This is a genomic window from Psychrobacillus lasiicapitis (assembly GCF_006861795.1).
Lineage (GTDB): Bacteria > Bacillota > Bacilli > Bacillales_A > Planococcaceae > Psychrobacillus > Psychrobacillus lasiicapitis.
Genome location: NZ_VDGH01000002.1, coordinates 395,807 through 420,601 on the forward strand (window position 1 = coordinate 395,807; position 24,795 = coordinate 420,601).

Annotated in this window: 29 protein-coding genes; all 29 read left to right on the forward strand. The window is 37.8% G+C overall.

The window, feature by feature from the left end:
* Window positions 1-81 precede the first annotated feature (81 nt).
* Complete coding sequence (gene fliG / locus FG382_RS04825) at window positions 82-1,095, forward strand: flagellar motor switch protein FliG (RefSeq protein ID WP_142537760.1); 1,014 nt, start codon at window positions 82-84, stop codon at window positions 1,093-1,095.
* Window positions 1,079-1,858 (forward strand): flagellar assembly protein FliH, encoded by a 780-nt coding sequence (gene fliH / locus FG382_RS04830; protein ID WP_188713278.1) that lies wholly within the window; start codon window positions 1,079-1,081, stop codon window positions 1,856-1,858. Before fliG ends, fliH begins: the two co-directional genes overlap by 17 nt.
* 5 nt (window positions 1,859-1,863) lie before the next feature.
* Window positions 1,864-3,186, forward strand: coding sequence for a flagellar protein export ATPase FliI (gene fliI, locus FG382_RS04835; RefSeq protein ID WP_142537762.1), 1,323 nt, complete (start codon window positions 1,864-1,866; stop codon window positions 3,184-3,186).
* A gap of 1 nt (window position 3,187) precedes the next feature.
* A complete protein-coding gene (gene fliJ, locus FG382_RS04840; RefSeq protein ID WP_142537763.1) occupies window positions 3,188-3,637 on the forward strand; it encodes a flagellar export protein FliJ in 450 nt (149 codons plus the stop codon).
* Between the two features lie 8 nt (window positions 3,638-3,645).
* Entirely contained in the window at window positions 3,646-4,242 is a 597-nt protein-coding gene (locus FG382_RS04845; protein WP_142537764.1) for a MotE family protein, read from the forward strand.
* Between the two features lie 34 nt (window positions 4,243-4,276).
* The gene (locus tag FG382_RS04850) at window positions 4,277-5,473 is read left to right on the forward strand and encodes a flagellar hook-length control protein FliK (RefSeq protein ID WP_142537765.1); all 1,197 of its coding nucleotides are present in this window, start codon (window positions 4,277-4,279) and stop codon (window positions 5,471-5,473) included.
* Between the two features lie 12 nt (window positions 5,474-5,485).
* On the forward strand, window positions 5,486-6,118 hold the full coding sequence (gene flgD, locus FG382_RS04855) for a flagellar hook assembly protein FlgD (protein ID WP_142537828.1): 633 nt from the start codon (window positions 5,486-5,488) through the stop codon (window positions 6,116-6,118).
* An 18-nt stretch (window positions 6,119-6,136) separates the two neighbouring features.
* Window positions 6,137-6,517: a TIGR02530 family flagellar biosynthesis protein gene (locus FG382_RS04860; protein ID WP_142537766.1), complete on the forward strand. Its 381-nt coding sequence runs from the start codon at window positions 6,137-6,139 to the stop codon at window positions 6,515-6,517.
* 81 nt (window positions 6,518-6,598) lie between these two features.
* Entirely contained in the window at window positions 6,599-7,393 is a 795-nt protein-coding gene (flgG, locus tag FG382_RS04865) for a flagellar basal body rod protein FlgG (protein WP_142537767.1), read from the forward strand.
* A 66-nt stretch (window positions 7,394-7,459) separates the two neighbouring features.
* A complete protein-coding gene (locus FG382_RS04870) occupies window positions 7,460-7,681 on the forward strand; it encodes a flagellar FlbD family protein (RefSeq protein WP_142537768.1) in 222 nt (73 codons plus the stop codon).
* Window positions 7,671-8,102, forward strand: a complete 432-nt coding sequence (gene fliL, locus FG382_RS04875) for a flagellar basal body-associated protein FliL (RefSeq protein WP_142537769.1) — start codon at window positions 7,671-7,673, stop codon at window positions 8,100-8,102. The genes FG382_RS04870 and fliL overlap by 11 nt, the downstream gene beginning before the upstream one ends.
* A 31-nt stretch (window positions 8,103-8,133) precedes the next feature.
* Window positions 8,134-9,132: a flagellar motor switch protein FliM gene (gene fliM / locus FG382_RS04880; protein WP_142537770.1), complete on the forward strand. Its 999-nt coding sequence runs from the start codon at window positions 8,134-8,136 to the stop codon at window positions 9,130-9,132.
* Window positions 9,125-10,294 carry a flagellar motor switch phosphatase FliY gene (gene fliY, locus FG382_RS04885; RefSeq protein WP_142537829.1) on the forward strand — a complete coding sequence of 390 codons (1,170 nt, stop codon included), beginning with the start codon at window positions 9,125-9,127 and terminating at the stop codon, window positions 10,292-10,294. Before fliM ends, fliY begins: the two co-directional genes overlap by 8 nt.
* Before the next feature lie 19 nt (window positions 10,295-10,313).
* Complete coding sequence (locus tag FG382_RS04890) at window positions 10,314-10,676, forward strand: response regulator (RefSeq protein ID WP_142537771.1); 363 nt, start codon at window positions 10,314-10,316, stop codon at window positions 10,674-10,676.
* 7 nt (window positions 10,677-10,683) lie between these two features.
* The gene (locus tag FG382_RS04895; RefSeq protein WP_194483515.1) at window positions 10,684-11,367 is read left to right on the forward strand and encodes a flagellar biosynthetic protein FliO; all 684 of its coding nucleotides are present in this window, start codon (window positions 10,684-10,686) and stop codon (window positions 11,365-11,367) included.
* Window positions 11,360-12,025: a flagellar type III secretion system pore protein FliP gene (gene fliP / locus FG382_RS04900; RefSeq protein ID WP_142537773.1), complete on the forward strand. Its 666-nt coding sequence runs from the start codon at window positions 11,360-11,362 to the stop codon at window positions 12,023-12,025. Before FG382_RS04895 ends, fliP begins: the two co-directional genes overlap by 8 nt.
* Before the next feature lie 12 nt (window positions 12,026-12,037).
* Entirely contained in the window at window positions 12,038-12,307 is a 270-nt protein-coding gene (gene fliQ, locus FG382_RS04905) for a flagellar biosynthesis protein FliQ (protein ID WP_093263173.1), read from the forward strand.
* Window positions 12,308-12,311: 4 nt separating this feature from the next.
* Window positions 12,312-13,088, forward strand: coding sequence for a flagellar biosynthetic protein FliR (gene fliR, locus FG382_RS04910; RefSeq protein ID WP_142537774.1), 777 nt, complete (start codon window positions 12,312-12,314; stop codon window positions 13,086-13,088).
* A 1-nt stretch (window position 13,089) separates the two neighbouring features.
* On the forward strand, window positions 13,090-14,175 hold the full coding sequence (flhB, locus tag FG382_RS04915) for a flagellar biosynthesis protein FlhB (protein ID WP_142537775.1): 1,086 nt from the start codon (window positions 13,090-13,092) through the stop codon (window positions 14,173-14,175).
* A 24-nt stretch (window positions 14,176-14,199) separates the two neighbouring features.
* The gene (flhA, locus tag FG382_RS04920) at window positions 14,200-16,233 is read left to right on the forward strand and encodes a flagellar biosynthesis protein FlhA (protein WP_142537776.1); all 2,034 of its coding nucleotides are present in this window, start codon (window positions 14,200-14,202) and stop codon (window positions 16,231-16,233) included.
* Window positions 16,230-16,589: a hypothetical protein gene (locus FG382_RS23500; RefSeq protein ID WP_373287550.1), complete on the forward strand. Its 360-nt coding sequence runs from the start codon at window positions 16,230-16,232 to the stop codon at window positions 16,587-16,589. The genes flhA and FG382_RS23500 overlap by 4 nt, the downstream gene beginning before the upstream one ends.
* A gap of 44 nt (window positions 16,590-16,633) precedes the next feature.
* Complete coding sequence (locus tag FG382_RS23505; RefSeq protein ID WP_373287549.1) at window positions 16,634-17,332, forward strand: flagellar biosynthesis protein FlhF; 699 nt, start codon at window positions 16,634-16,636, stop codon at window positions 17,330-17,332.
* On the forward strand, window positions 17,329-18,195 hold the full coding sequence (locus tag FG382_RS04930; RefSeq protein WP_142537777.1) for a MinD/ParA family protein: 867 nt from the start codon (window positions 17,329-17,331) through the stop codon (window positions 18,193-18,195). The genes FG382_RS23505 and FG382_RS04930 overlap by 4 nt, the downstream gene beginning before the upstream one ends.
* Before the next feature lie 4 nt (window positions 18,196-18,199).
* Window positions 18,200-19,306, forward strand: a complete 1,107-nt coding sequence (locus FG382_RS04935) for a protein-glutamate methylesterase/protein-glutamine glutaminase (protein WP_142537778.1) — start codon at window positions 18,200-18,202, stop codon at window positions 19,304-19,306.
* A 14-nt stretch (window positions 19,307-19,320) separates the two neighbouring features.
* On the forward strand, window positions 19,321-21,384 hold the full coding sequence (locus FG382_RS04940; protein ID WP_142537779.1) for a chemotaxis protein CheA: 2,064 nt from the start codon (window positions 19,321-19,323) through the stop codon (window positions 21,382-21,384).
* A 256-nt stretch (window positions 21,385-21,640) separates the two neighbouring features.
* Window positions 21,641-22,096 (forward strand): chemotaxis protein CheW, encoded by a 456-nt coding sequence (locus FG382_RS04945; RefSeq protein WP_142537780.1) that lies wholly within the window; start codon window positions 21,641-21,643, stop codon window positions 22,094-22,096.
* A gap of 3 nt (window positions 22,097-22,099) precedes the next feature.
* Window positions 22,100-22,729 (forward strand): chemotaxis protein CheC, encoded by a 630-nt coding sequence (locus FG382_RS04950; protein WP_142537781.1) that lies wholly within the window; start codon window positions 22,100-22,102, stop codon window positions 22,727-22,729.
* Window position 22,730: 1 nt separating this feature from the next.
* On the forward strand, window positions 22,731-23,228 hold the full coding sequence (locus FG382_RS04955) for a chemotaxis protein CheD (RefSeq protein ID WP_142537782.1): 498 nt from the start codon (window positions 22,731-22,733) through the stop codon (window positions 23,226-23,228).
* Window positions 23,229-23,387: 159 nt separating this feature from the next.
* Window positions 23,388-24,161, forward strand: a complete 774-nt coding sequence (locus FG382_RS04960; RefSeq protein ID WP_229677259.1) for a FliA/WhiG family RNA polymerase sigma factor — start codon at window positions 23,388-23,390, stop codon at window positions 24,159-24,161.
* Window positions 24,162-24,795: the final 634 nt, after the last annotated feature.

Consider the following 24,795-nt stretch of genomic DNA (forward strand, 5'->3'; position numbering starts at 1 on the left):
ATTTTGTAAGGAGTTAATTGCTCGCGCAATTCAAAATCTGGACGCAATTACGCTGTGGGGTAATTGATTAGGAGGACCGCTATGAATAAAAAAGAAAAAGAACTTAGTGGTAAACAAAAAGCAGCGCTCTTATTAATCTCTCTTGGGCCAGAAGTTTCGGCTTCGATTTATAAACATTTAAATGAAGAGGAAATTGAGCGCTTGACCTTAGAAATTTCAGGAGTGAAAAAAGTAGAACCTGAAATAAAAGAAGATATTATTGAAGAATTTCATAATATTGCTCTTGCGCAAGATTATATCTCACAAGGCGGTATCGGCTATGCGAAAACGGTGCTTGAAAAAGCGCTCGGTGCAGAACATGCTCAAGCGATCATTAATCGTTTAACTTCTTCACTTCAGGTGCGACCTTTTGACTTTGCAAGAAGAGCGGAGCCAACGCAATTATTTAATTTTATTCAAAATGAGCATCCGCAAACAATTGCGCTGATTTTATCTTATTTAGAGGCACAGCAAGCGGGAATTATTCTTTCTTCATTGCCACAAGAAATGCAGGCAGATATTGCAAAACGTATTGCGACAATGGATTCTACGTCACCAGAAGTAATAAGTGAAATTGAATCCGTGTTAGAACGGAAACTTTCATCCACAGTTACACAAGATTATACCGAAACTGGTGGAGTCGATGCAGTAGTTGAAGTGTTGAATGGTGTTGATCGTACAACGGAAAAAACGATTTTGGATGCTTTAGAAATTCAAGATCCAGAACTTGCAGAAGAGATCAAAAAACGAATGTTTGTATTCGAAGATATTGTTACATTGGATAATCGTTCGATTCAGCGTGTTATTCGTGATTGTGAAAACGAAGATTTACTTCTATCGATGAAAGTATCGAGCGAAGAAGTAAAAGATGTGATTTTCCGAAATATGTCTACTCGTATGGCAGAAACCTTTAAAGAAGAAATGGAATTTATGGGGCCAGTTCGCTTACGCGATGTCGAAGAAGCACAATCTCGTATCGTGACAGTTATTCGAAGATTAGAAGATGCAGGCGAAATCATCATTGCACGTGGTGGAGGAGATGACATTATTGTCTAGGATTTTCCGTGGCGTACAGGTAAATGAAAACAATGAAAAATTAAAGCCTATTGGAATAAGAAATCTTCATGTGAAAGAAGAATTAGATAGCGAACGACCACTTTCTTTGGACATTTTATTAAAAGAAAGAGAAAAAATGATACAGGAAGTAGAGCAGGAAATTTCACAAAAGAAAGCTGCTCTAGAAATGGAAAGAGAAGCATTCAATCAGTCGATTGAAAACGAACGGAAAGCTTGGGATGAACAAAAACTGGCTTTTCAACAACAAGCATATGACGAAGCATTTACCCAAGGAGTGGAGGAAGGTCGCGAAAAGGCATTTTCTGATATGCAAAACGCCATACAAATTGCGAATGAAACTATACAAATAGCGCAAGAAAACGCAGCAAAATACTTACGGCAGCAAGAACAAGTAATATTAGAACTTGGCCTACGAACAGCTGAACGAATAATTGGAACCAAATTAGAAGAAAATGACGAAGTTTTTTTATCCATCGTAAAAAGAGGATTAAAAGAAGCGAGAGAGATGAAGGAAATAAAACTGTATGTCTCCTCCACTTATTTTTCCTTAGTGTCAAGTAATCGGGATGAACTTGCCTCTTTGTTTCCGGTAGACGTGCCTTTTATGATTTTTGTAGATGAAGATATGGATGCCACGGATTGTTTGATCGAAACAAATCATGGAAGAATCGTAGTCAGCATTGATGAGCAACTACAGGAGTTAAGACAAAAACTAGTTGGCATACTAGAAAGCATGGAGTGAATGTGATGAAAGCAGTCGATTTAGTTCAACAAATTTCCAATGTGCCTACATTTAAAAAATATGGCCGTGTAAATAGGGTTGTTGGATTAATGATTGAATCTCAAGGTCCTGAAAGCTCAATCGGCGATGTATGTAAAATTCATATCAACTCTTCTAAAAACGGTCATTCTGTCATTTTTGCTGAAGTAGTAGGGTTTAAAGACGAAATCGTTATTTTAATGCCTTACACCAATATTCGTGAAATATCGACAGGATGTTTAGTCGAAGGTACGGGTAGCCCGTTAGAGATAAAGGTTGGCCCTGAGTTAATAGGGAAAGTACTTGATTCGATGGGGAATCCGATAGATGGAACTATGTTGCCAAAAGGCTTGATGACTGTTGGCACAGAGCAAGATCCGCCAAATCCTCTTACTCGTCCACCGATTGACGAACGAATTGAAGTTGGAGTAAAAGCGATTGATGGAATGTTAACAATCGGAAAAGGTCAAAGGGTTGGGATCTTTGCTGGATCTGGTGTTGGTAAAAGTACATTGCTTGGGATGATTGCAAGAAATACGAATGCTGACTTAAACGTTATCGCACTTATTGGAGAACGTGGAAGAGAAGTACGTGAGTTTATCGAGCGAGATTTAGGGGAAGAAGGCTTAGCAAGATCAATTGTTGTGGCAGCCACATCAGATTCTCCTGCTTTAATGCGTATTAAAGGGGCGTTTACTGCTACTGCCATTGCCGAGTATTTCCGAGATAAAGGGCTCAATGTCATGCTGATGATGGACTCTGTGACTCGCGTTGCGATGGCTCAACGAGAAATTGGACTTGCAGTTGGGGAGCCTCCTGCAACAAGAGGGTATACTCCTTCTGTGTTCTCTATCTTACCGAAGCTATTAGAGCGTACCGGTACCAATGAAAATGGAACAATTACTGCGTTTTATACCGTGCTTGTAGACGGTGACGATATGAACGAGCCGATTGCAGACACCGTCCGAGGTATTTTAGATGGGCATATCGTACTCGATCGTTCACTTGCCAACAAAGGACAGTACCCAGCCATCAATGTACTGAAAAGTATTAGCCGGCTGATGAATCATATTTCGGATGAAAAACATAAAAAAGCAGCGGAACGTTTGCGAGATTTATATTTTACGTATAACAAATCAGAGGATTTGATCAATATAGGTGCTTATAAGCGAGGAACATCCAGAGAAATAGATGAAGCAATACAGTATGAGCCTTTAATCACAGCATTCCTAAAACAAGGCTATTTAGACAAAGTATCTCTCGCGTCCAGTGTAGATGAATTAGTGAAATTAGCAGGTGGTGGTTCGTAAAATGGTTGCCTATCAATATAAATTTGCAAAAGTGTTAAACATTCGGGAACAGGAAAAGTCCGAAACGGAAATTGCGTATAAAGAATCTGTCCATTCTTTTGAAAAAGTAGCAACGGAATTATATGAGCTATTGAAAAAGCAAGAAGATACAGTTGATGCGCAAAATGACCGTTTATCATCAGGGCTGTATATCGACCAAGTCCATCATTATTCCAAATATATAGATGGACTCCAAAAAAGAATTGAAGTAGTTCAAAAAGAAGTCATACAAGCACGCACAAAGATGAATTGGTTCGAAGAGAAGCTAGTAGAAAAATCATTGGAAGTGCGAAAGTTCGAAAAGATGAAAGAAAAAGACTTTGAACAATTCAGGCAAGAACAACAACGACTAGAAACGATACAGTTAGATGAGATTTCTTCTATAAAGTTTCAAAACAAAGAGATTAGGTGAGTAAAAGCATGGCTAACCGGAACAAATCGAAGAAAAGCATTCTACAAGAAGAAAATAATGCAAAAGGTATAAGCAAAATGAAAATGTTTTTTTATTGGTTTATCATTCCTTTGTTATTTGCTTTAGCTCTCCTACTAATTATTGCTCAAATATTGAATGTGAATGTTTTTGAGAAAGCAAAAGAGTTAACCGGTGTTGGACAAACTGAAGTGGTAACAGAAGACTTAAAAACGGACAATCTTGAACAACGAGTTGTCTCTCTACAAGCAGAAATTCAACAAAAAGAGGCAGAAATAGGTCAATTGCAACAACAGATAGAAGACTCGGCAAAGTCAAATGAAGCGCTGCTAGTAGAACAGGAACGACTACTTGATGAAATAGAAACACTTAAAAGAGAACAAACAAGCACGAAACAAGCATATAGCGAAATAGTTTCGACGTTTGAAAAAATGTCTGCTAAAGCGGCTGCTCCTGTCATAACGAAAATGAGTGACGCAGAGGCACTGCGCATACTAACTAGTTTAAAACCAGATACCGTAGCGAAAATTTACGAAAAAATGACGCCTGAAGACGCTGCAAAATATACAGAGCTCATGGCAGAGTAATAACAGTTCTATTTGAAAGGAGGTGAGATAGTTCGTGAATCTCGCAACAATTGTCCATATGGGAAATAATATAGCATTACCAGCAAAGGGGCAGCAGTTATCTCCTAAAAGTAATCAAATTTTTGGCAATGTTTTTGGACAAATACTATCCAATCAACAACTGCAACCAACCGTTGATACGATGCGTAAAATGCCTGAACAGGATGTAACCCAAGACGTATTATCCATTCTTAATACAGTGTCGCTAGAAGAACTAGAAACGTTAATCGGATCGAAAGAATTAGCAGTAAGTCCGAAACAATTAAAAGAGTTACTTTCTAAGCTACTAGGAGAAGAAATGGATCCGGTAGAAGAAATGACAGAAGCCAACGTATGGGACATTCTAGCAGGCGTACAACAACAGCCAAGTAAGCTGACAGATGCGATTACCTTATCACTTAATGGGCAAGGACCGGTATCACCGGCTGAAGCAAAGCAAGCTGTACAATTACTAAAAATAGCACAGCTAATTGGCAATAAATCGGATCTTAATTTAAAACAAGAATCCACACTATTTGACCTAAAACAATTGCTCGAAAAAGTCAAAGAAGGTAACACACAAGTTAACGTTAATGGAAGCCAGAAAAACGATATGATGCTAGGGTTAAAGCAAGTTACCCAACAAGTGATCGTCCGACAAGTTTCAACTCAGGCTCCAAATGAAGCGATTGTTGTAACGAAAGAAGAAATGACCAATATACAATCGCAATCTTCTGCCATTGTACAAACAAAAGTAGAAACAGTATCGATCACATTACCGACTGAAAAACCTGCACAATCAGAAGAATTTTTAAAAGAGCTACAAAAGGTCATGAATCGTGTACAGTTTGGACAAACAGGCGGAGCGAATAGGTTAGTTATTAAAGTGTATCCGGAGCAGCTTGGTACAATTCGTATCGAATTAGTCCAAAAAGATGGAATATTAACGGCGAAAATGTTGGCATCTACCGCACTTGGAAAAGAGCTGTTAGATTCAAACTCCAGTCATTTAAAGCAAAGCTTAGTTAACCAAAACATACAAATCGATAAGCTAGAAATAACACAAGCTCTACAAGATCCAAATAGACAAGAAAGAAACCAATCTTTCCAGGAGTCATTTAGACAACAGCAACAACAGCAGCAGGAACAATCTAATGAACAACCGGAAGACCAATCTTCATTTGAAGAGTTTTTAAAGGAAATGGAGGTATAGCAAGTGGCTGACATGAACCCAATTACAAGTAATATGTACTTGGCAAATCAAAAAAAGGTAGAAAAGCAAACGGGGAACAGTGCACTTGGAAAAGATGCGTTTTTAAAAATATTGATGGCGCAGTTACAAAACCAAGATCCAACAAACCCGATGAAAGACACCGAGTTCATCGCTCAAATGGCTCAATTCTCATCTTTAGAGCAAATGTCCAACTTAACAAAAGCGTTTGAGGATTTTGCACAAGTACAAGAACAAAGCCAGATGATTGAGTATAGTAGCTTCGTAGGAAAAGAAGTGAAATGGCATGAGTTAACAGATAAGCTAGATGAAGCGGGCAAGCCTATTGCAAATGAAGGTACCGGACAAATAAAAGCGATTAAATTTGTTAATGGGAATGTAGAATTTACACTCGCAGACGGTAAAGTGATTTCACCAGGAAATATTTCTGAAATTATAGCAAACGGAGCAGGTGCAAATAGCTTAGTAGATGCAAGTATGATGATAGGTAAAACAGTAGGCTATATGAACGGTGAAACAGCAGGAACCGGACAGGTTGTTTCTGTAACCAAAAAAGACGGTTCAATCGTTTATAACTTAAGTGATAACACGACAATTACATCTGATCAAATAAATTCGATTAGTTAAATAGAACGGGGACTTGCAATGGACAACATGAAGATGAATCGAGTTCCGCTGCAACCAACAATCCGTCAAGCCTATACATCCAAACAAGTCACAACGCCAAAACAATCGTTCTTACAGCATTTACATGAGGCTACCGTAAAAACAGAGCTGAAAGTTAGCAAACATGCTAATCAACGATTGATTGATAGAAATATTCACATCTCAGAAGCACAATGGCAAATGATAAATGACAAAGTAGCAGAAGCACGTTCAAAAGGTGTAAAAGACTCTCTAGTCTTGACGGATCAAGCAGCTTTAATCGTCAGTGCAAAAAATGCAACAGTGATTACTGCTATGGATCGCACGGAAGCAAACAATCAATTATTTACAAATATCGACGGCACCATCGTGCTTAACTAATAAATAGCAGGACCTTGAAAAGGATGCTATGTGCAGCGGACTGATAGAAGCTAGCACACAAATGGAAGGGAGAAAAATTAAATGATTCGCTCAATGTACTCAGGAATTTCAGGCTTAAAAAACTTTCAAACAAAACTAGACGTGATTGGTAACAATATTGCCAATGTTAATACTTATGGATTTAAAAAGGGGCGTACAGTTTTTAAAGATTTGATCTCGCAAACTACTGCTGGAGCAACAGCTGCGACAGCTACACGTGGTGGAGTTAATGCTAAACAAGTCGGGTTAGGATCTCAATTGGCAAGCATTGATACAATTCACTCTGGTGGTTCTTTACAGACTACTGGTAATACATTGGATTTAGGTATTTCGGGAGAAGGTTATTTTCAGGTAAGCGAAAATGGTTCTACTGATATTTCTTATACTAGAGCCGGTAACTTCTATCTAGACAGCAACGGTGATTTAGTAAATGGAGATGGTATGTATTTGGTAGGTGATACTACACCTTTAAATATTCCAGTAGACTCACAAAGTATGTCAATTGGACAAGATGGTACAGTTACTTATGTTGATAATGCGGGAGCTCTACAAACTGCGGGTGTAATTCAAATGGCAAAATTCCCAAATAGCGGCGGATTAACAAAAGCAGGTTCAAACTATTTTAAAGAATCTCCAGCTTCCGGTGCTCCATTAGCAGGAAATCCTTTAGAGGAAGGTCGTGGATCTATCAACTCAGGTTTCCTAGAAATGTCCAACGTTGACTTATCCGAAGAATTTACAGACATGATCGTAGCACAACGTGGTTTCCAAGCGAACACTCGTATTATTACAACTTCTGATTCCATATTAGAAGAGCTTATCAACTTAAAACGTTAATCTATTAAACTAGTAAATTTGTAAGGGAGGGGTGGGCCGTTCCTTGAATGGCCCGGCCCTTTATATATGATTAACTTAACACGATTAAATGGCAAAGAGTTTTCGTTGAATGCTCTATACATAGAGACGGTGGAAGCTTTTCCGGATACAACGATTACACTTACAAATGGTCATAAATATGTTGCGTTGGAGTCCAGAGAAGAAGTACACGCTCAAATTTATCAGTTTTACAAGGATATACATATATTAGCGAACCCCCATATAAGAGGTGAAGATCATGAAGAGTAAAAATAGACTGCTAACGATTATGCTTATTATTTTAGTTTCTATCACTTTAGTAGGTGTCATTGCAGTGCTCATTATTTTTCAACTAAATAAAGGTGAAGAAGAAACAGGGCCGACTATCGATGAAATAGTAGAATCCTCGGTCGATATACCGGAAATCACGACGAACCTTGCGGCGAATAAATTCATTCGTATTTCGTTAAAAGTGCAAACGGATAATCCAAAAGCAGCAGAAGAACTAATGAAAAGAGATTTCCAAGTGAAAAATATTGTTATTACAGAGCTTTCTGAAATGACACCAGAAGATTTAGAAGGAAAGCAAGGAAAAGCAAATTTTCAATCATCCTTAAAAACGAAAATTAATGAGTTAATGGATGAAGGAGAAGTGCAGCAAGTTTATATTACTTCTTATATAATTCAGTAATGTACTATTTTTTTGAATGGAGGTGGGCAGATTGGCAGGAGATATATTATCTCAATCGGAAATAGATGCGTTGTTAAGTGCTCTTTCAACAGGCGAAATGACAGCAGATGAGATGAAAAGTGAGCAGGAAGCTAAAAAAGTCAGAGTATATGACTTTAAGCGAGCACTTCGTTTCTCAAAAGATCAAATTCGTAGTTTAACGCGAATTCATGAAAATTTTGCTCGTTTATTAACAACATTTTTTTCTGCCCAATTAAGATCGTACGTCCAAATTTCTGTCGTATCTGTGGATCAGATTCCGTTCGAAGAATTTATTCGTTCGGTGCCACATATGACGTTGATCAATGTGTTTGAAGTTCCCCCATTAGAAGGAAATATTTTAATGGAGATTAATCCGAATATCGCTTACACGATGTTGGATCTTTTAATGGGTGGTCGAGGTGAAACACATACAAAGACATATAACTTAACAGAGATTGAAACGAAAATAATGACGAATCTATTTGAACGTTCGTTTGATAATCTAAGAGAGGCTTGGACCAATATTGCAGATATTGACCCAATTCTTACAGAGCTCGAAGTCAACCCACAATTTTTACAGATGATTTCGCCAAACGAAACAGTAGTTGTTATATCCTTTAATACGATTATTGGAGAAACAAGTGGAATGATTAATATTTGTATACCGCATGTTGTTTTAGAACCAATCGTACCTAACTTATCGGTGCGTTATTGGATGCAAACAAACAAAAAAGAAGTATCTCCTGAGCAGTTAAAAGTACTTGAAAAACGTGTTAAATCAGCAGAAATACCAATAGTAGCAGAAATAGGATCTACTAATATTTCTATTGAAGACTTGTTGTACTTACAATTAGGAGATGTTATTCAGTTAAATGCAAAAATAGATGATCCTTTAACCGTTAAAGTTGGGGATATGCCAAAGTTTAAAGCGCAACCGGGTAAACTTAAAAATCGGATGGCTGTACAAGTCATGGAAACATTGAAAGGAGGAGAGGAAGATGATGAGTGATGATATGCTCTCCCAAGAAGAAATTGAGGCCCTCCTAAGAGGAACAACATTGGAAGAGGAGAAAAACAGTAAACAAGCTACTCATGATGTTCAAATAGGAGATTATTTGGATGATTTTGCCCAAGACACTTTAGGAGAAATCGGAAATATTTCTTTTGGTAGTTCGGCTACTGCATTGTCTGCTCTTTTAGGGCAAAAAGTAGAAATAACGACACCAAATATTAGCATGATTAATCGCTCGAAACTTAAAGAGGAATTTCCACAACCATACGTAGCAGTTCAGGTTCATTATACAGCTGGACTCACCGGGATGAATCTTCTTGTCATTAAACAATCAGATGCTACTATCATTGCAGATTTAATGCTTGGTGGAGATGGGATTGATCCAAAGCCAGAGCTTAGTGAAATTCAGTTAAGTGCAGTGCAAGAAGCGATGAATCAAATGATGGGCTCAGCTGCGACATCTATGTCGACTGTGTTCAATAAAAAAGTGGATATTTCACCACCTTCTATTGATTTGATGAATTTATTGGCCGATGAAGGAACGGATGCCATTCCAAACGATGAAATGTTGATAAAAGTATCGTTCCGCTTAAAAATTGGCGAATTAATCGACTCGAATATTATGCAGTTACTTCCGCTTGAATTCGGATTGAACATCGTACAATCGTTAATGGGAGAAGAAGAGGAACAAGAAGCCGCTGCAACGATCATGGAAGAAAGAGTAGAAACTACTCCAACACAAACACAAAATCCGGTGGCACAAACAGGGCAAGCGCGCCAGCAAGTACAAGAGCAACCGCCAATGCAATTTACTCAACCGCGTCATGTACAGCCACAGGTAGAAGTGCAGCAAGCACAATTTGCTAGTTTTGAGACACCAAGTCTATCACAAAATGAATCGAGAAATTTAAATTTACTACTTGATATACCTCTACAAGTAACAGTAGAATTAGGTCGTACTAAAAGAACAGTGAAGGACATTCTGGAACTAACAAGTGGCTCTATTATTGAACTAGACAAATTGGCTGGAGAACCAGTTGATATTTTAGTAAATAATAGACATATTGCTAAAGGGGAAGTCGTAGTAATCGATGAAAACTTCGGTGTTCGAATTACGGATATTCTAAGCCAAGCAGATCGTATTAACAATTTACAATAAGTAATGGGGGAGACATACTATGTCCAAAAGAATTTTAGTAGTAGACGATGCTGCATTTATGCGCATGATGATCAAAGATATTTTGTCTAAAAACGGGTTTGAAGTAGTTGGAGAAGCTGGAGACGGGGTACAAGCAATTGAGAAATATGCTGAACTTAAACCAGATTTGGTAACGATGGATATTACAATGCCTGAAATGGATGGAATTGCTGCATTAAAAGAAATTAAAGCAAAAGATCCAAATGCAGTTATTATTATGTGTTCCGCTATGGGACAACAAGCAATGGTTATTGATGCTATTCAAGCTGGTGCAAAAGATTTTATCGTAAAACCTTTCCAAGCAGACAGAGTAATTGAAGCAATTTCCAAAGCAATCGGGTAATACAATGATGAGGAAATTCACCCTCGTATTTTGTATCATCTCCACCCTATTTTTACTATTCGATCAAGGTGCGCATGCAGCAGTGAATCCGAATGAAAGCATAGAGGAGTTTTATAACAACAAATCCAAGACAGAGAGCAAAGAGGAAAAGCCTGCTTCAAACGAAGACCAAGAAGTAAATGAAGAAGCTTCAACGAATCCAGTGTCTGTTACTGTCTGGGATTATGTAAAAATGATTTTCGCTTTATTATTCGTCGTGTTATTGCTGTTTGGCCTATTAAAGTTTGTAAATAGTAGAAATAAAACCTTTCAACATAATCAGCTTATACAAAATCTAGGTGGGGTTGGCGTCAGTCAAGGTAAGTCTGTTCAGTTATTACAAGTTGGCAATTCTCTATTTTTAGTTGGTATTGGAGAAGATATTACTTTATTAAAAGAAATAGAGGATCCAGAAGAAATAGAGAAGCTAACGAAAATATACGAAGAAAAACAAGATATCGGGAAAACAGTTCCATACATATCCGAGCTAGTTCATCGTATGAAAGAAAATGTATCTTCTAAGTCAAAAAATAATGAGCAAAAAAATCCATCATTTAACGAAACGTTTCAAAAAAAGTTGCGAGAAATAAAAAAAGACCGTAGTGATGTATTAAAGGATTGGAAGGCAAAGGAGAGCGAAAAAAATGAATGATTTTGTCCAGTTCTTTTCGGACAGTGATCCGTCAAATGTCTCTACTTCAATCAAGTTAATGCTATTGCTGACGGTTTTATCTTTGGCACCAAGCATTTTAATATTAATGACAAGCTTTGCTCGAATCGTTATTATTCTGTCCTTTGTTCGAACGGCGCTTGCCACCCAGCAAATGCCTCCGAACCAGGTGATTGTTGGTCTGGCGTTATTTTTAACATTTTTCATCATGGCGCCCACATTCCAGCAAGTAAATGAAGAGGCTTTAACTCCTCTTTTCAATGAAGAGATAACGTTAGAGCAGGCGTATGAAAATGCAAGTGGTCCATTTAAAGCGTTTATGAGCAAGCATACGAGGCAAAAAGATTTAGAATTATTTTTACGTTATACAGAGGCAGAACGACCAGAAACGATTGAGGATATCCCGCTAACAGTTATGGTTCCTGCATTTGCTCTAAGTGAGATTAAGACAGCCTTTCAAATAGGGTTTATGATATTTATTCCCTTTTTAGTAATTGATATGATTGTTGCCAGTGTATTAATGTCGATGGGTATGATGATGTTACCACCTGTTATGATCTCATTGCCGTTTAAAATATTATTGTTTGTATTAGTGGATGGTTGGTATTTAGTCATGAAATCCATTTTACAAAGTTTTTAGGAGCTGATTGTTATGAATAATGAAATGGTAATTTCAATTGCAGAAAGAGCAATTTGGGTCATTCTTCTGGCATCAGGTCCTCTTCTTTTGGTCGCTTTAATAACTGGTCTTGCGGTAAGTATTTTTCAGGCAACTACACAAATCCAAGAACAAACTCTTGCTTTTGTTCCAAAAATTGTAGCTGTTTTAGTTGCCATCGTTTTTTTCGGGCCTTGGATGTTATCGCAGGTGACATCTTATGCTGCTGATATATTTGAAAATTTAATACGATACATTGGTTGAGAACATGGAAGAAATTATACCTAGTTTAACTGTATTATTACTAATCATTGCAAGAGTTTCTGCCTTTTTCGTCATTTTGCCTCTTTTTTCCCATCGTACGATACCTGCATCGCACCGGATTGCTCTTGCGGTTGTCCTATCGTGGATGATGTATTATACGATGGATGTAGAACCATTTGATGTGAATGGGGATTATCTTTTATTAATTATAAAAGAAGTAATGGTAGGCTTGTTTATTGGATTACTCGCTTATATCATTATGTCCGCTGTACAAATCGCTGGAGGGTTTATCGACTTTCAGATGGGGTTTGCTATTGCGAATGTTATTGATCCACAAACTGGTGCGCAAAGTCCTTTAGTCGGTCAATTTTTGAATACCTTAGCACTTCTTTTGCTGCTTGCTCTAAATGGTCATCATTTATTGTTAGATGGTGTTTTTTATAGCTATCAATTTATCCCGATGGAGCTTATGTGGCCAGCATTTGGACAAGAAAATTATGTGGAGTTTATCATGAGAACATTTGCGGGTATTTTTGCGGTAGCCTTTCAAATGTCGATTCCAATTGTTGCAACTCTTTTTTTAGTAGATATTGCTTTAGGTATCACGGCAAGAACCGTTCCTCAGTTAAATATTTTTGTAATAGGGTTTCCTATTAAAATAGGAGTTAGTTTCTTAGTACTGCTCGTTATGATGGGTGTTTTAATGGCAGTTGTTCAGAAAATGTTTGAAATTATGGTCGTCAGTATGCGCGATTTAATGATTATTTTAGGAGGTGGCTAATATGTTCAGACTCCAATTAGATTTACAGTTTTTTGCTGGAGAAAAAACAGAAAAAGCGACCCCTAAAAAGAGGCAAGATTCGCGTAAAAAAGGACAAGTATTAAAAAGCCAAGATGTTACAAGTGCGATCGTGTTACTTGCCGTTTTTTTGTTTTTATTTTTCTTTTCGGGATTTTTACGATCAGAAATTTTTTCTTTTTTTGATGTGACGTTTACCAAATATATGTTAGTTGAAACATTGACCATTGAGACGTCCATTGAGATTTATAAGGATTTATTAATGGAAATGGCAGTTATCTTACTGCCGATTATGCTAGTAGCTGTAGTGGCTGCAATCGCTGCAAACTTTTTTCAATTTGGATTGCTTTTTACAACGGAACCACTCAAGTTTGATCTAAAAAAGATTGATCCGATTAAAGGATTAAAACGTATTTTTTCTCTTAAAGCAATTATCGAGCTATTGAAATCAATATTGAAAATTTCGTTTATCGGTTCGGTAACAACGCTTATTTTATGGATGAATTTAGAACAAGTATTGTCCTTGTCCTTTAAAACAGCTTGGGATACATTATCGACCGTCGGCTGGTTAACGGGGATGATGGGAATAGCGGCATCTGTCGTGTTGTTATTTATATCGATATTAGATTTCTTTTATCAACGATTTGACTACGAAAAAAACTTAAAAATGTCGAAGCAGGACATTAAAGATGAACATAAAAACTCAGAGGGAGATCCAATCATTAAATCTCGTATAAGACAAAGGCAAAGGGAAATGGCTATGCGACGTATGATGCAAGAAGTCCCTACCGCGGATGTGGTTATTACAAACCCTACGCATTTTGCCATTGCATTAAAGTACGATGATGAATTGATGGATGCCCCTATAGTTGTTGCTAAAGGAGCAGATCTTATTGCTCAAAAGATTAAGCTGATTGCAAAAGAAAACGATGTAGTGATGGTAGAAAATAGGCCACTTGCCAGAGCGATGTTTGACCAAGTAGAAATTGGTCAACGAATTCCAGATGAATTTTTTAAGGCGATCGCTGAAGTGCTAGCTTATGTATATCGAATTAAACAAAAAATTTAAAGGCAAAGATTGAGGTGGAAGTATATGCAAATCCGCGATATATCCGTTTTAGCAGCTGTAATTTCCATTGTGGCTATGCTAGTAATACCTCTTCCTCATTGGTTGATAAGTTTTCTGATAATAGTCAATATTACCATAGCTTTATTGATATTAATGACTGCTATGAATATGCAAGAGGCTTTACAGTTTTCCGTTTTTCCTACGGTCGTATTACTTGTAACTTTGTTTAGACTCGCATTGAACGTATCCACTACAAGAGCGATTTTAGCGGAAGGGGACGCGGGGACAGTAGTTGAAACTTTCGGTACGTTTGTAACGGGAGGTAATATATTAGTTGGTTTAGTAGTATTTGCTATTTTAGTTATTATCAATTTCATTGTAATTACTAAAGGGGCGGAACGAGTATCTGAAGTTGCCGCTCGTTTTACGCTAGATGCTATGCCTGGTAAACAAATGAGTATTGACGCTGATTTAAATGCTGGGATGATTTCTGAAAAAGAGGCAAGAGAAAGACGTGAAAAAGTTAGTGGAGAAGCTGACTTTTACGGAGCAATGGATGGTGCTACCAAATTCGTAAAAGGGGATGCAATAGCTGGAATAATTATTGTCATTATTAACCTTTTGGTTGGGATTATCATTGGTGTTGTTCAATTTGGTCTTCCTTTTGCTGAAGCAGCAGTTCTTTTTTCTACCTTAACTGTTGGGGATGGTCTTGTTTCGCAAATTCCAGCGTTATTAATCTCTACAGCGACTGGTATTGTAGTTACAAGAGCAGCGTCTAAAGGTAATTTAGGTGGAGACATTACGGGGCAATTATTTAATCAGCCAAAACTTTTATACGTTGCAGCTGCTACGATAGCTTTGCTTGGTATTATTACTCCTATTGGAATAATACTCACATTTCCAGTTTCGATTGCACTTGCAGTAGGGGCTTATATGATGTCGAAAAGTACGAAAGAAAGTCCAGATGAAATCGAAGAATATGAAGAGGAAGTTGCAACCGATACGATGAAAAGCCCTGAAAATGTTATTAATCTATTAAATGTGGATCCGATCGAATTTGAATTCGGTTATGGACTGATCCCGTTAGTAGATACGGCACAGGGCGGCGATTTACTCGATCGGGTAGTCATGATTCGTAGACAGTTAGCACTTGAACTTGGAGTGGTTATTCCGGTCGTTCGTATTCGAGATAATATTCAGCTACAACCAAATGAATATCGGATTAAAATTAAAGGAAACGAGATGGCAAGAGGAGAACTATTACTTGATCACTATTTAGCCATGAGTCCCGGAGATGATGATTCGATTGAGGGTATTGATACAATTGAACCTTCTTTTGGATTACCAGCAAAATGGATAACAGAGTCGGTAAAAGAGGAAGCCGAAATACTTGGTTATACAGTTGTAGATCCACCAAGTGTTGTATCCACACATATGACGGAAATTATTCGAAACAATGCACATGAATTGCTGGGTCGTCAAGAAACGAAACAGTTAATTGACCATATTAGAGAAACGTACCCAATCCTTGTGGATGAACTTACGCCTACACCTTTAACTGTTGGAGAAATTCAAAAAGTTTTAGGGAATTTATTGCGTGAGCATGTGTCCATACGAAACTTGCCGATCATTTTTGAAACACTTGCCGATTATTCAAAAATGACGTCCGATGTCGATATATTAACCGAGTATGCGAGACAGTCATTAGCAAAACAAATAACAACGCAATATGCAGGGAATAATCATGTTTTAAAAGTGCTAACCGTTTCAGGAAGAGTAGAAAAATTAATAGCGGATAGTATTCAGCAAACAGAACATGGGAACTATCTATCTATAGATCCAAATGATTCACAAGCCATTTTAGAATCCATGGCAAGGGAAATAGAACGAGCTTCTTTAATGGAGCAATCACCAATTGTTCTATGTTCTCCTGCGGTACGCATGTACTTGCGACAAATGACAGAACGATATTTCCCTCAAATACCGATTCTTTCTTACAACGAACTAGAGTCATCTATTGAGGTACAAAGTGTTGGGGTGGTGAATGTAGAGTGAAAATGAAAAAATATACGGCTGATACGATGCCTGAGGCGATGAAACTAATCCGAAAAGAATTGGGAGAAGAGGCAGTCATTTTAAGTTCTAAGGTAGTCTATTCGAAAGGTTTTTTAGGTTTGTTTAAAAAGAAATCGATTGAAGTATTAGCGGGAATGGATTCAATGGAAAGTCCAGAGCCTAGCCTAGAAAAGCCGGCCATTCAACAAGTACAAGAAGATCTTCATTCAATTGCGATCAAAAAAGAATTAGAAGACTTAAAACAAATGGTTAAGACGATAGGGCGTCAACAACCGAATAGGACTTATCCGGATGAACTGGAAGCTCTTATTCATCATTCAAGGAGCAAGAACTAGCAGAAGAGCTTATCACATCGATCAGTGATGAGCTTTTCGTGCATATGAAAAAAAACGAGAACCATATTTCCCTAGAAATGCAGCAAAAATTGGCGAAAGATTACTTGAAATCTCAGCTTGAGGCATTTCCATTTGGCGGTATTTCCTATAAGAAGAAATATATCAACGTGCTAGGGCCGACTGGAGTCGGAAAAACAACTACCATAGCGAAAATGGCTGCTCGTGCTGTATTGGAAAAAAAGAAAAAAGTGGGATTTATTACGACAGATACATATCGAATTGCAGCAATTGAACAATTAAAGACCTATGCAGGACTATTACAAGCACCAATTGAAATTGTTTATAACGAACAGGACTTGCAACAAGCAATGCAGAAATTCGAAGCATTAGATGTAGTATTTATCGATACAGCAGGAAGAAATTACAAAGAAGCGAAATTTGTAGAAGACTTACAAGAGTTAATTGATTTAAAAGAGAATACAGAAACATTTCTTGTGCTATCTTCTACTTCTAAACAGAGGGATATGGAAGTGATTATTGAGCAATTCAAGGAATTTCCGATTGAAAAATTTATTTTTACAAAAGTAGATGAAACAAATTCTATTGGCTCCATTATTAATTTAATGGTTAAATATAAGAAGGGACTTGCTTACTATACGGATGGTCAAGAAGTCCCCGAGGATATCATGGAAACTAGTCTAGAGGAATTACTTAATTTATTTATTAAAGGGGACTCGTTATGAGAGATCAAGCTGAAGAGTTAAGGCTGCGAATGCTTCAAAGTCAGCAAAAGCTAGGTCGATCTATTGCGGTTGTCAGTGGAAAAGGTGGCGTTGGGAAAAGTAATTTTTCGATGAATTTCACGACCACCTTAAGTGAGATAGGGAAAAAAGTAGTACTAATAGATATGGACATCGGTATGGGGAATATTCATATACTGCTTGGAAAAACAGTTCCTACTAATTTGAAGGACTATTTAGTCGGAGAAAAAACCCTTGAAGAAGTCATGTTTGAAGGGCCGAATAACCTACAGTATATTTCCGGAGGTTCTGGCCTTTCAGGAGTGATGGAGTGGAATGAAAAAATGTTCAATCGCCTGATCGAAGCGTTTGAATATTTACAAAAACATTATGATTACATCGTGTTTGATATGGGTGCTGGTGCAACAAGTCAAACCTTGGATTTACTAGTTTCTGTGGATGATATTATTGTCATTACTACTGCAGAACCCACATCCATAACAGATGCCTATTCGATGATGAAATTTATCTATTTCAAAGATCCAGATAAAAACTTCTTTTTGCTTTGCAATCGAGCATTCTCGGAAGAAGAAGGGGTTGATACGACAGCTAGGTTAAAACTTGCGATGTCTAAATTTCTATCAAAAGAAATTGTTGTGCTTGGTTCATTGCCTGAAGATCCAGTTGTACGTATGTCCGTAAAAGAACAAGTTCCTTTTTCCATTTTATATCCAAATGCCGCCATTACCAAAAAGCTTAAACAAATGGTTAATAGTTTTACTAAGATGGAAGTAGAAGAAACAGATATTCCACACCAAAGTACATTCATCTCTCGGTTGAAAAATTTATTTTCAAGGAGGTCATGAGCGAGTGGTTCTTTTACCAAAAAAGAAATTATTAATTGTTGATGACTCTGCATTTATGCGTAAGTTGATAGGTGACTTTTTCAAAGATAGTAATGTAATAGAAGTGGTTGGAATTGCACGTAATGGGAAGGATGCTATTCAAAAAATAAAAGCTTTAAAACCTGATGTTGTTACGCTAGACGTGGAGATGCCTGAGATGAATGGGCTAGATGCGTTAAAACGAATTATGGCAGAAACTCCAGTTGCGGTTATCATGTTATCTAGCACTACGCAAAGAGGGACCGAAATTACATTACAGGCTATGGCATATGGGGCAGTAGACTTTGTCGCAAAACCGAGTGGGACGATTTCATTAGATTTACATAAAATTAAAGATGAACTAGTAGCGAAAGTAGAGAATGCTGCACATGTCACCATTAGTAAATTGAACAAAGAAACTACTAAACTTCCGAGAACAACGCCCAAATTACTAGATAGAAAATCGGTAGCGAGCAACTTAGTTAGTACAAAAAGAGTTTCCAATTGGAGTAAAACGACTAAAAAAATGGTATTGATCGGCACCTCTACAGGAGGTCCAAGAGCATTGCAGGAAGTAATTACAAAGCTTCCAAAAAACATGCAAGCTCCCGTGCTCATTGTGCAGCATATGCCTGCTGGATTTACGAAATCTTTAGCTGAAAGACTCAATCAATTAGCTGAAATAGAAGTAAAAGAAGCGGAAAATGGAGATATCATTCGCAATGGTCAGGCCTATATTGCTCCTGGCGGCTATCATATGAAAATCCAAAAAGTTGGTAGTACATACTGCATTGTTTTAGATAACGAAGAGGCGCCTAGAGCAGGACATAGACCGTCAGTTGATGTCTTATTCGAGGATAATAGTCACTATAATGATTTCGATAAAATTGCTGTTATTATGACAGGAATGGGATCAGATGGTTCCAAAGGTCTCGTAGAACTGAAGAAAAACGGTCATGTCGTAGCCATTGCTGAATCGGCGGACACATGCATCGTATATGGGATGCCAAAAGCAGCAGTAGAAACGAAAGCCGTAAACGAAATAGTCGATTTAGAAAATATCGCAAAAGCTATCATACAATATTTACCTTAAAGGGGTGTTGAGAAATGGATACAAGTCAATATTTAGAAATGTTTATCGAAGAGAGCAAAGAACATTTACAAGCTTGTAATGAACACTTATTAGAATTGGAAAAAAATCCAGAAGATATCGCTATCGTAAATGAAGTCTTTCGTTCAGCGCATACGTTAAAAGGTATGTCTGCTACAATGGGATACGAGGATATTGCAAATCTTACACATAAAATGGAAAACGTACTAGACGAAATAAGAAATAATCGTTTGCATGTAACAGCTGATTTACTGGATGTTGTATTTACAGCGGTAGACCAGTTGGAAGAAATGGTCTTAGATATTGCGGCAGGTGGCAACGGGAAATTAGATGTTGCAGAGACAGTACAAAAACTGCATGCAATAGAAACAGGAGAAGAAGCACCAGTTGCAGCGACTACAATTGAAGAAAGTGTAGCTGTGGATTCTTCTAACTTACAAAATTGGTTAAACTATGATGATTACGAATTAACTGTCATCCAACAATCATTGGAGCAGGATTATCATACATATGAAATTTCCGTTAAATTACGAGAAGATTGTTTGCTAAAAGCAGCGCGTGTGTATATGGTTTTTGAACTATTGGAGAAAATGGGAGATGTTATAAAATCCTCGCCTTCCGTGGAAAAGTTGGAAGAGGAAGATTTTGATGAAGTTTTCTATATTGCCTTAGTGACTAATGAACCAAAAGATGACGTGCAAAAGAAACTAATGAAAGTTTCTGAAGTGACGGAAGTGGTTGTCCATGCTGTAACTTTAGAGCAATTAAAAACTCGTCAACAGGATGAATTAAGCAAAGCAGAGGAAGTGGAGCAAGTAGCTGCTGAAACTCCTGAACAAACGATTGAGACTACCGAAGTGAAGTCAGAGAAAAAAGAAAAATCCTCTGCTACAAAAGGAAATGCCTCTACTAGCAGCAAAACAATACGGGTAAATATTGAACGTCTAGATGTTCTGATGAATTTATTTGAAGAGTTAGTGATTGATCGCGGTCGATTACAGTCCATTTCAGAGGATCTTCGAAACGCTGAATTAGATGAGACTGTTGAACGGATGTCTAGAATCACAGGAGATCTACAAAATATCATTTTAAATATGCGTATGGTACCGGTGGAAACAGTATTTAACCGCTTCCCACGAATGGTAAGACAATTAGCTAGGGATTTAAATAAAAAGATTAACTTAGAAGTTATTGGAGCAGAAACAGAATTAGATCGTACAGTAATTGATGAAATTGGAGACCCACTTGTCCATCTTATTCGGAATTCACTTGATCATGGGATTGAAAGCCCGGAAGTGAGAAAATCAAAAGGAAAGCCTGAAGAAGGTACAGTTGTACTCCGAGCATACCACAGCGGGAATCATGTCTTTATCGAAATTGAGGATGATGGAGCAGGTATTAATCGGGAAAAAGTGCTGAAGAAAGCTATTTCTAGAGGTATTGTAAGTGAAGAAGTTGCTTTGACTTTAACAGATAAACAAGTGGCAGAACTTATTTTGTCTTCTGGTTTTTCTACAGCGGATGTCATTTCAGATGTATCTGGGCGAGGCGTTGGATTAGACGTAGTAAAAACAACGATTGAATCGCTAGGTGGAACGATAGAGATCTCTTCAACAGAAGGGAAAGGATCCTTATTTTCTATCCAATTACCATTAACATTGTCTATTATTTCTGTCATGTTAGTGGAACTAGGAGAAGAGATATATGCAATTCCACTTTCCTCAATTATTGAAACAGCCATAATTCGTTCATCTGATATATTAAATGCACACAATCAAAAAGTAATCGATTTCCGAGGAAAAGTAGTGCCTTTAGTATTTTTGGAAGATGTGTTTGATGTACCAAGAGAAAGCACAAAAGATGAATTCCATTCAGTTGTCCTAGTCCGAAAAGGGGACAAATTAGCTGGACTTGTTGTGGATTCGTTTATCGGCCAGCAAGAAGTTGTATTGAAATCGTTAGGAGCATACTTGACTAGTGTCTTTGCTATTTCAGGAGCAACTATTTTAGGAAACGGTAAAGTGGCATTAATCGTAGATTGTAATGCATTGATAATATAAGAGTTTATCCCGCATTTAACAATCAGTGGGGGATGACGGGGGCTAAAAGCGCGACGTCCGTGTCGCAACGTCCCCACTAGCACGTCCTGTGCGTCGAAAAACACCCACTGATTGAAGTTTTACTTTATCTTCGGGAGAAGAATGTGATTTTGTTTACTGTTCAGCGGGTGTTCAAACACCTGCTGAACGAAGATAAAGCCTCTGGACGCAATTACCCCGAGGCGTAATTGATCTTTCTGGAAGGATGCGAAACTATATGACAGAAGCTGTAGATGTTCCAAATTTAAAAGTAGTTGTTTTTCAATTGGCAGATAAGGAATATGTTATTCCGGTCACACATGTACAAGGAATCGAAAAACTGACGCATATTACAAGAGTGCCTAAAACACCATCTTATGTAAAAGGGGTCATCAATTTAAGAGGGGTGGTAACACCAATAATAGATCTAAGAAATCGTCTTGGACTTGGAGAAAGTAACTTAAATGAAGCCTCTAGAATTATCATTATTACGTTAGAAGAGATGAACGTAGGTGTAATTGTAGATTCAGCAAATGATGTGTTAGACATTCCCACAGATTCGATTGAGCCACAACCAGAAGTAGTTGGCGGATTTGAAGAAGATTATATCGCTGGTGTCGCTAAACTGGACAGTCGTTTATTAATATTGCTCCATATGCATCTCGTATTAAATCCCATAAAGTCAGGTGTTTAATACATGTATAAAAAAAATATCACCTCGATCCATTTAGATGTTTTAAAGGAAATAGGAAATATTGGTGCTGCCCATGCAGCGACGGCACTATCAACATTATTGAATAAAAAAATAGAGATGACTGTTCCTAAGGTTGAGATGGTATCTTTCGACGATATGATGGATTTAGCAGGGGGAGCTGAAAACGTAGTCGCAGGTATCTATCTTCGAATTGATGGAGATGTGACGGGAAGTATGTTTTTTGTGTTACCTGTAGAGCAGGCTAACCACTTCATTCAATCGTTAGTTCAAGATAGTACTGTGGATTTTCAAAACGGTGAAGTTTCTGAGTTAGGAGCCTCGGCTATGCAAGAATTGGGTAATATTCTTTCTGGATCCTATCTATCTGCATTATCTGATTTTACGAGTCTTCGAATTTATCCGTCCGTACCTGCTTTAAGTGTAGATATGGTTGGAGCTATTGTTAGTTTTGGATTAGTAGAAGTTTCTCATATTAGTGATTATGTTATTGTGATTGATACTGCGATTACTGAGGAAAATACAACGAATGGTGGTAGTGTGAAAGGACATTTCTTCTTGCTGCCTGACCCTGATTCATTTGAAGCTATTTTCACTGCTTTAGGATTACAGTAATATGATTGGACAAGGTCAAGTAGTTAAAGTTGGGATTGCGGATATGAATACAGTGAAAGCTCCAGACACGATACGCACTTCTGGTCTGGGCTCATGTGTAGGGGTCGTCTTGTATGATGAAAGGTCACAAATAGCTGGATTAGTTCATGTAATGCTCCCAGATTCTAGCTTAGGTAGAACTGAAACGATTAATATAGCCAAATTTGCTGATACTGGTATACCTGCTATGATAGAGCAGCTTAAATTAGAAGGGGTACAACCTTTTAGATTACGCGCTAAAATAGCGGGTGGTGCGCAAATGTTCCAATTCACTTCTGGTAAAGACACCATGCGAATTGGTCCTCGCAATGTGGAAGCGGTGAAGGAATATTTAAAAAAGTTTTCCATACCAATTGTTGCGGAAGATACAGGTGGAAGTAGCGGGAGAACAATTGAATTTAATCCCATGACGAAACTATTAAATATTCGAACGGTAAACCAAGGAGTAAAAGATATTTAGATGAAGCAGAGCGTTCTCCTAAGGAAAGCAAGAAAAATGTCAAATCTATGTTAAACGAACAAGGAAAGTAGGGGATGTCGATGTTTTCGACTCCCCTTTTTGTGTAGAAATTTGTTATAATATACATATTCATCAGATATATTGAAAAGGGGTGTAATAGTGGCAAAAGACAATTCGACAGAGGAAGAACTCCTTTGGAAAAAATGGATAGAATCTAAAGATTCAGAGGCCGGAGATTTACTTATACGCAAGTATACGCCCCTAGTTACCTATCATGTTCAGCGTATTGGTGCAAGCATCCCCAAAAATATATCAAGAGACGAACTGAAAAGCCTAGGTATGATGGGCTTATTTGATGCGCTTAATAAATTCGACTACTCAAGAGAGTTAAAATTTGATACGTATGCTTCTTTTCGGGTGCGCGGAGCAATTATCGATGGTCTAAGAAAAGAGGATTGGCTTCCAAGATCTTCTCGCGAAAAGGCGAAGAAGTTAGAATCTAAAATTGAAGAGCTCGAACAACGATTATTAAGGCATGCATCCGCAGAAGAAATAGCAGATTTTGTCGAAATGCCGGTAGACGATGTTTATCAAACAGTTCAAGAACATTTTTTTTCTAACGTATTGTCTATTGATGAGCAATTACAAGATAATGAAGAAGCGGATTCAAAGTCTTTTGTGATTAGAGATGATGCCCAAAAAACACCGGAGCAGCAGATGGTGAAAGAAGAATTACTTCGTGATCTTGCCGGCAAAATTCAGCAATTAAACGAAAACGAGCAATTAGTGCTGAGCCTATTCTATACAGAAGAGTTAACTTTAACGGTAATTGGCGAAATGCTCGGACTATCGACATCGAGAATCTCACAAATCCATTCAAAAGCACTCTTTAAACTTCGAAAGCTACTTGCTAGTGAAATGACGAATGTCTAAGAAAAAAATGATAGTTGATTGCTTACAGTTTAGGAAAACTGTGCGGTAGTGAGTTAAATGAAGTGGACGCTTGGATTTCTGCTACAGGGTGGACGCTTTCCGCCGGCTTGGCTTCAGCCGCTTCCTTCTCTACGCTCAGTCCAGGGTCTTCAGCTCAAGCTATTCCGGCTGGAGTCGCCACCCTTTCGCTACAATCCAGTAGAGTCCGCTCATTACTAAGAAATGATGCACTAAATCTAGTACTATATTGTTTTTCTATAGGAAAAACCCAAAATTAATGGAATAAGACTTACTTTATAGAGATTATTAGTAGGTTCTATTGATTGGAGTGTAAGGCGACGACTCCTGTGGGATTAGCGAGACAGGTGAGACCCCGCACGTAGCGTTAGTGGAGGAGGAGGCTCACCGCTCGCCCCACGGAAAGCGTCCGCCTGGAGCGGAAATCATGGCGGACATCTTAGTATCTTACCGCGCAGTTTCCCTAAGATCCAACGTAATGGAGATTTAGGACGACGATGTTGATTATCTAATATCTAGCAGTCTCTAATGATATAACTGTATAATGCACTATTTTTTTAGAATGCTACTAATTAATCAACTAAATACTTTATCTTAAGTCGTTGAAGGAGGCAGT

What these genes read in the sequence shown, in the direction of transcription:
- fliY (WP_142537829.1), top strand. Translation starts at nt 9,125, where the DNA reads ATGAGTGATGATATGCTCTCCCAAGAAGAAATTGAGGCCCTCCTAAGA.
- fliP (WP_142537773.1), top strand. Translation starts at nt 11,360, where the DNA reads ATGAATGATTTTGTCCAGTTCTTTTCGGACAGTGATCCGTCAAATGTC.
- fliL (WP_142537769.1), top strand. Translation starts at nt 7,671, where the DNA reads ATGAAGAGTAAAAATAGACTGCTAACGATTATGCTTATTATTTTAGTT.
- FG382_RS04870 (WP_142537768.1), top strand. Translation starts at nt 7,460, where the DNA reads ATGATTAACTTAACACGATTAAATGGCAAAGAGTTTTCGTTGAATGCT.
- flhB (WP_142537775.1), top strand. Translation starts at nt 13,090, where the DNA reads ATGTTCAGACTCCAATTAGATTTACAGTTTTTTGCTGGAGAAAAAACA.
- FG382_RS23505 (WP_373287549.1), top strand. Translation starts at nt 16,634, where the DNA reads ATGAAAAAAAACGAGAACCATATTTCCCTAGAAATGCAGCAAAAATTG.
- FG382_RS04940 (WP_142537779.1), top strand. Translation starts at nt 19,321, where the DNA reads ATGGATACAAGTCAATATTTAGAAATGTTTATCGAAGAGAGCAAAGAA.
- FG382_RS04950 (WP_142537781.1), top strand. Translation starts at nt 22,100, where the DNA reads ATGTATAAAAAAAATATCACCTCGATCCATTTAGATGTTTTAAAGGAA.
- flhA (WP_142537776.1), top strand. Translation starts at nt 14,200, where the DNA reads ATGCAAATCCGCGATATATCCGTTTTAGCAGCTGTAATTTCCATTGTG.
- FG382_RS04945 (WP_142537780.1), top strand. Translation starts at nt 21,641, where the DNA reads ATGACAGAAGCTGTAGATGTTCCAAATTTAAAAGTAGTTGTTTTTCAA.
- FG382_RS04845 (WP_142537764.1), top strand. Translation starts at nt 3,646, where the DNA reads ATGGCTAACCGGAACAAATCGAAGAAAAGCATTCTACAAGAAGAAAAT.
- FG382_RS04860 (WP_142537766.1), top strand. Translation starts at nt 6,137, where the DNA reads ATGGACAACATGAAGATGAATCGAGTTCCGCTGCAACCAACAATCCGT.
- FG382_RS04930 (WP_142537777.1), top strand. Translation starts at nt 17,329, where the DNA reads ATGAGAGATCAAGCTGAAGAGTTAAGGCTGCGAATGCTTCAAAGTCAG.
- fliR (WP_142537774.1), top strand. Translation starts at nt 12,312, where the DNA reads ATGGAAGAAATTATACCTAGTTTAACTGTATTATTACTAATCATTGCA.
- fliI (WP_142537762.1), top strand. Translation starts at nt 1,864, where the DNA reads ATGAAAGCAGTCGATTTAGTTCAACAAATTTCCAATGTGCCTACATTT.
- flgD (WP_142537828.1), top strand. Translation starts at nt 5,486, where the DNA reads ATGAACCCAATTACAAGTAATATGTACTTGGCAAATCAAAAAAAGGTA.
- fliG (WP_142537760.1), top strand. Translation starts at nt 82, where the DNA reads ATGAATAAAAAAGAAAAAGAACTTAGTGGTAAACAAAAAGCAGCGCTC.
- FG382_RS04890 (WP_142537771.1), top strand. Translation starts at nt 10,314, where the DNA reads ATGTCCAAAAGAATTTTAGTAGTAGACGATGCTGCATTTATGCGCATG.
- fliQ (WP_093263173.1), top strand. Translation starts at nt 12,038, where the DNA reads ATGAATAATGAAATGGTAATTTCAATTGCAGAAAGAGCAATTTGGGTC.
- FG382_RS04895 (WP_194483515.1), top strand. Translation starts at nt 10,684, where the DNA reads ATGAGGAAATTCACCCTCGTATTTTGTATCATCTCCACCCTATTTTTA.
- fliJ (WP_142537763.1), top strand. Translation starts at nt 3,188, where the DNA reads ATGGTTGCCTATCAATATAAATTTGCAAAAGTGTTAAACATTCGGGAA.
- fliH (WP_188713278.1), top strand. Translation starts at nt 1,079, where the DNA reads ATGACATTATTGTCTAGGATTTTCCGTGGCGTACAGGTAAATGAAAAC.
- flgG (WP_142537767.1), top strand. Translation starts at nt 6,599, where the DNA reads ATGATTCGCTCAATGTACTCAGGAATTTCAGGCTTAAAAAACTTTCAA.
- FG382_RS04955 (WP_142537782.1), top strand. Translation starts at nt 22,731, where the DNA reads ATGATTGGACAAGGTCAAGTAGTTAAAGTTGGGATTGCGGATATGAAT.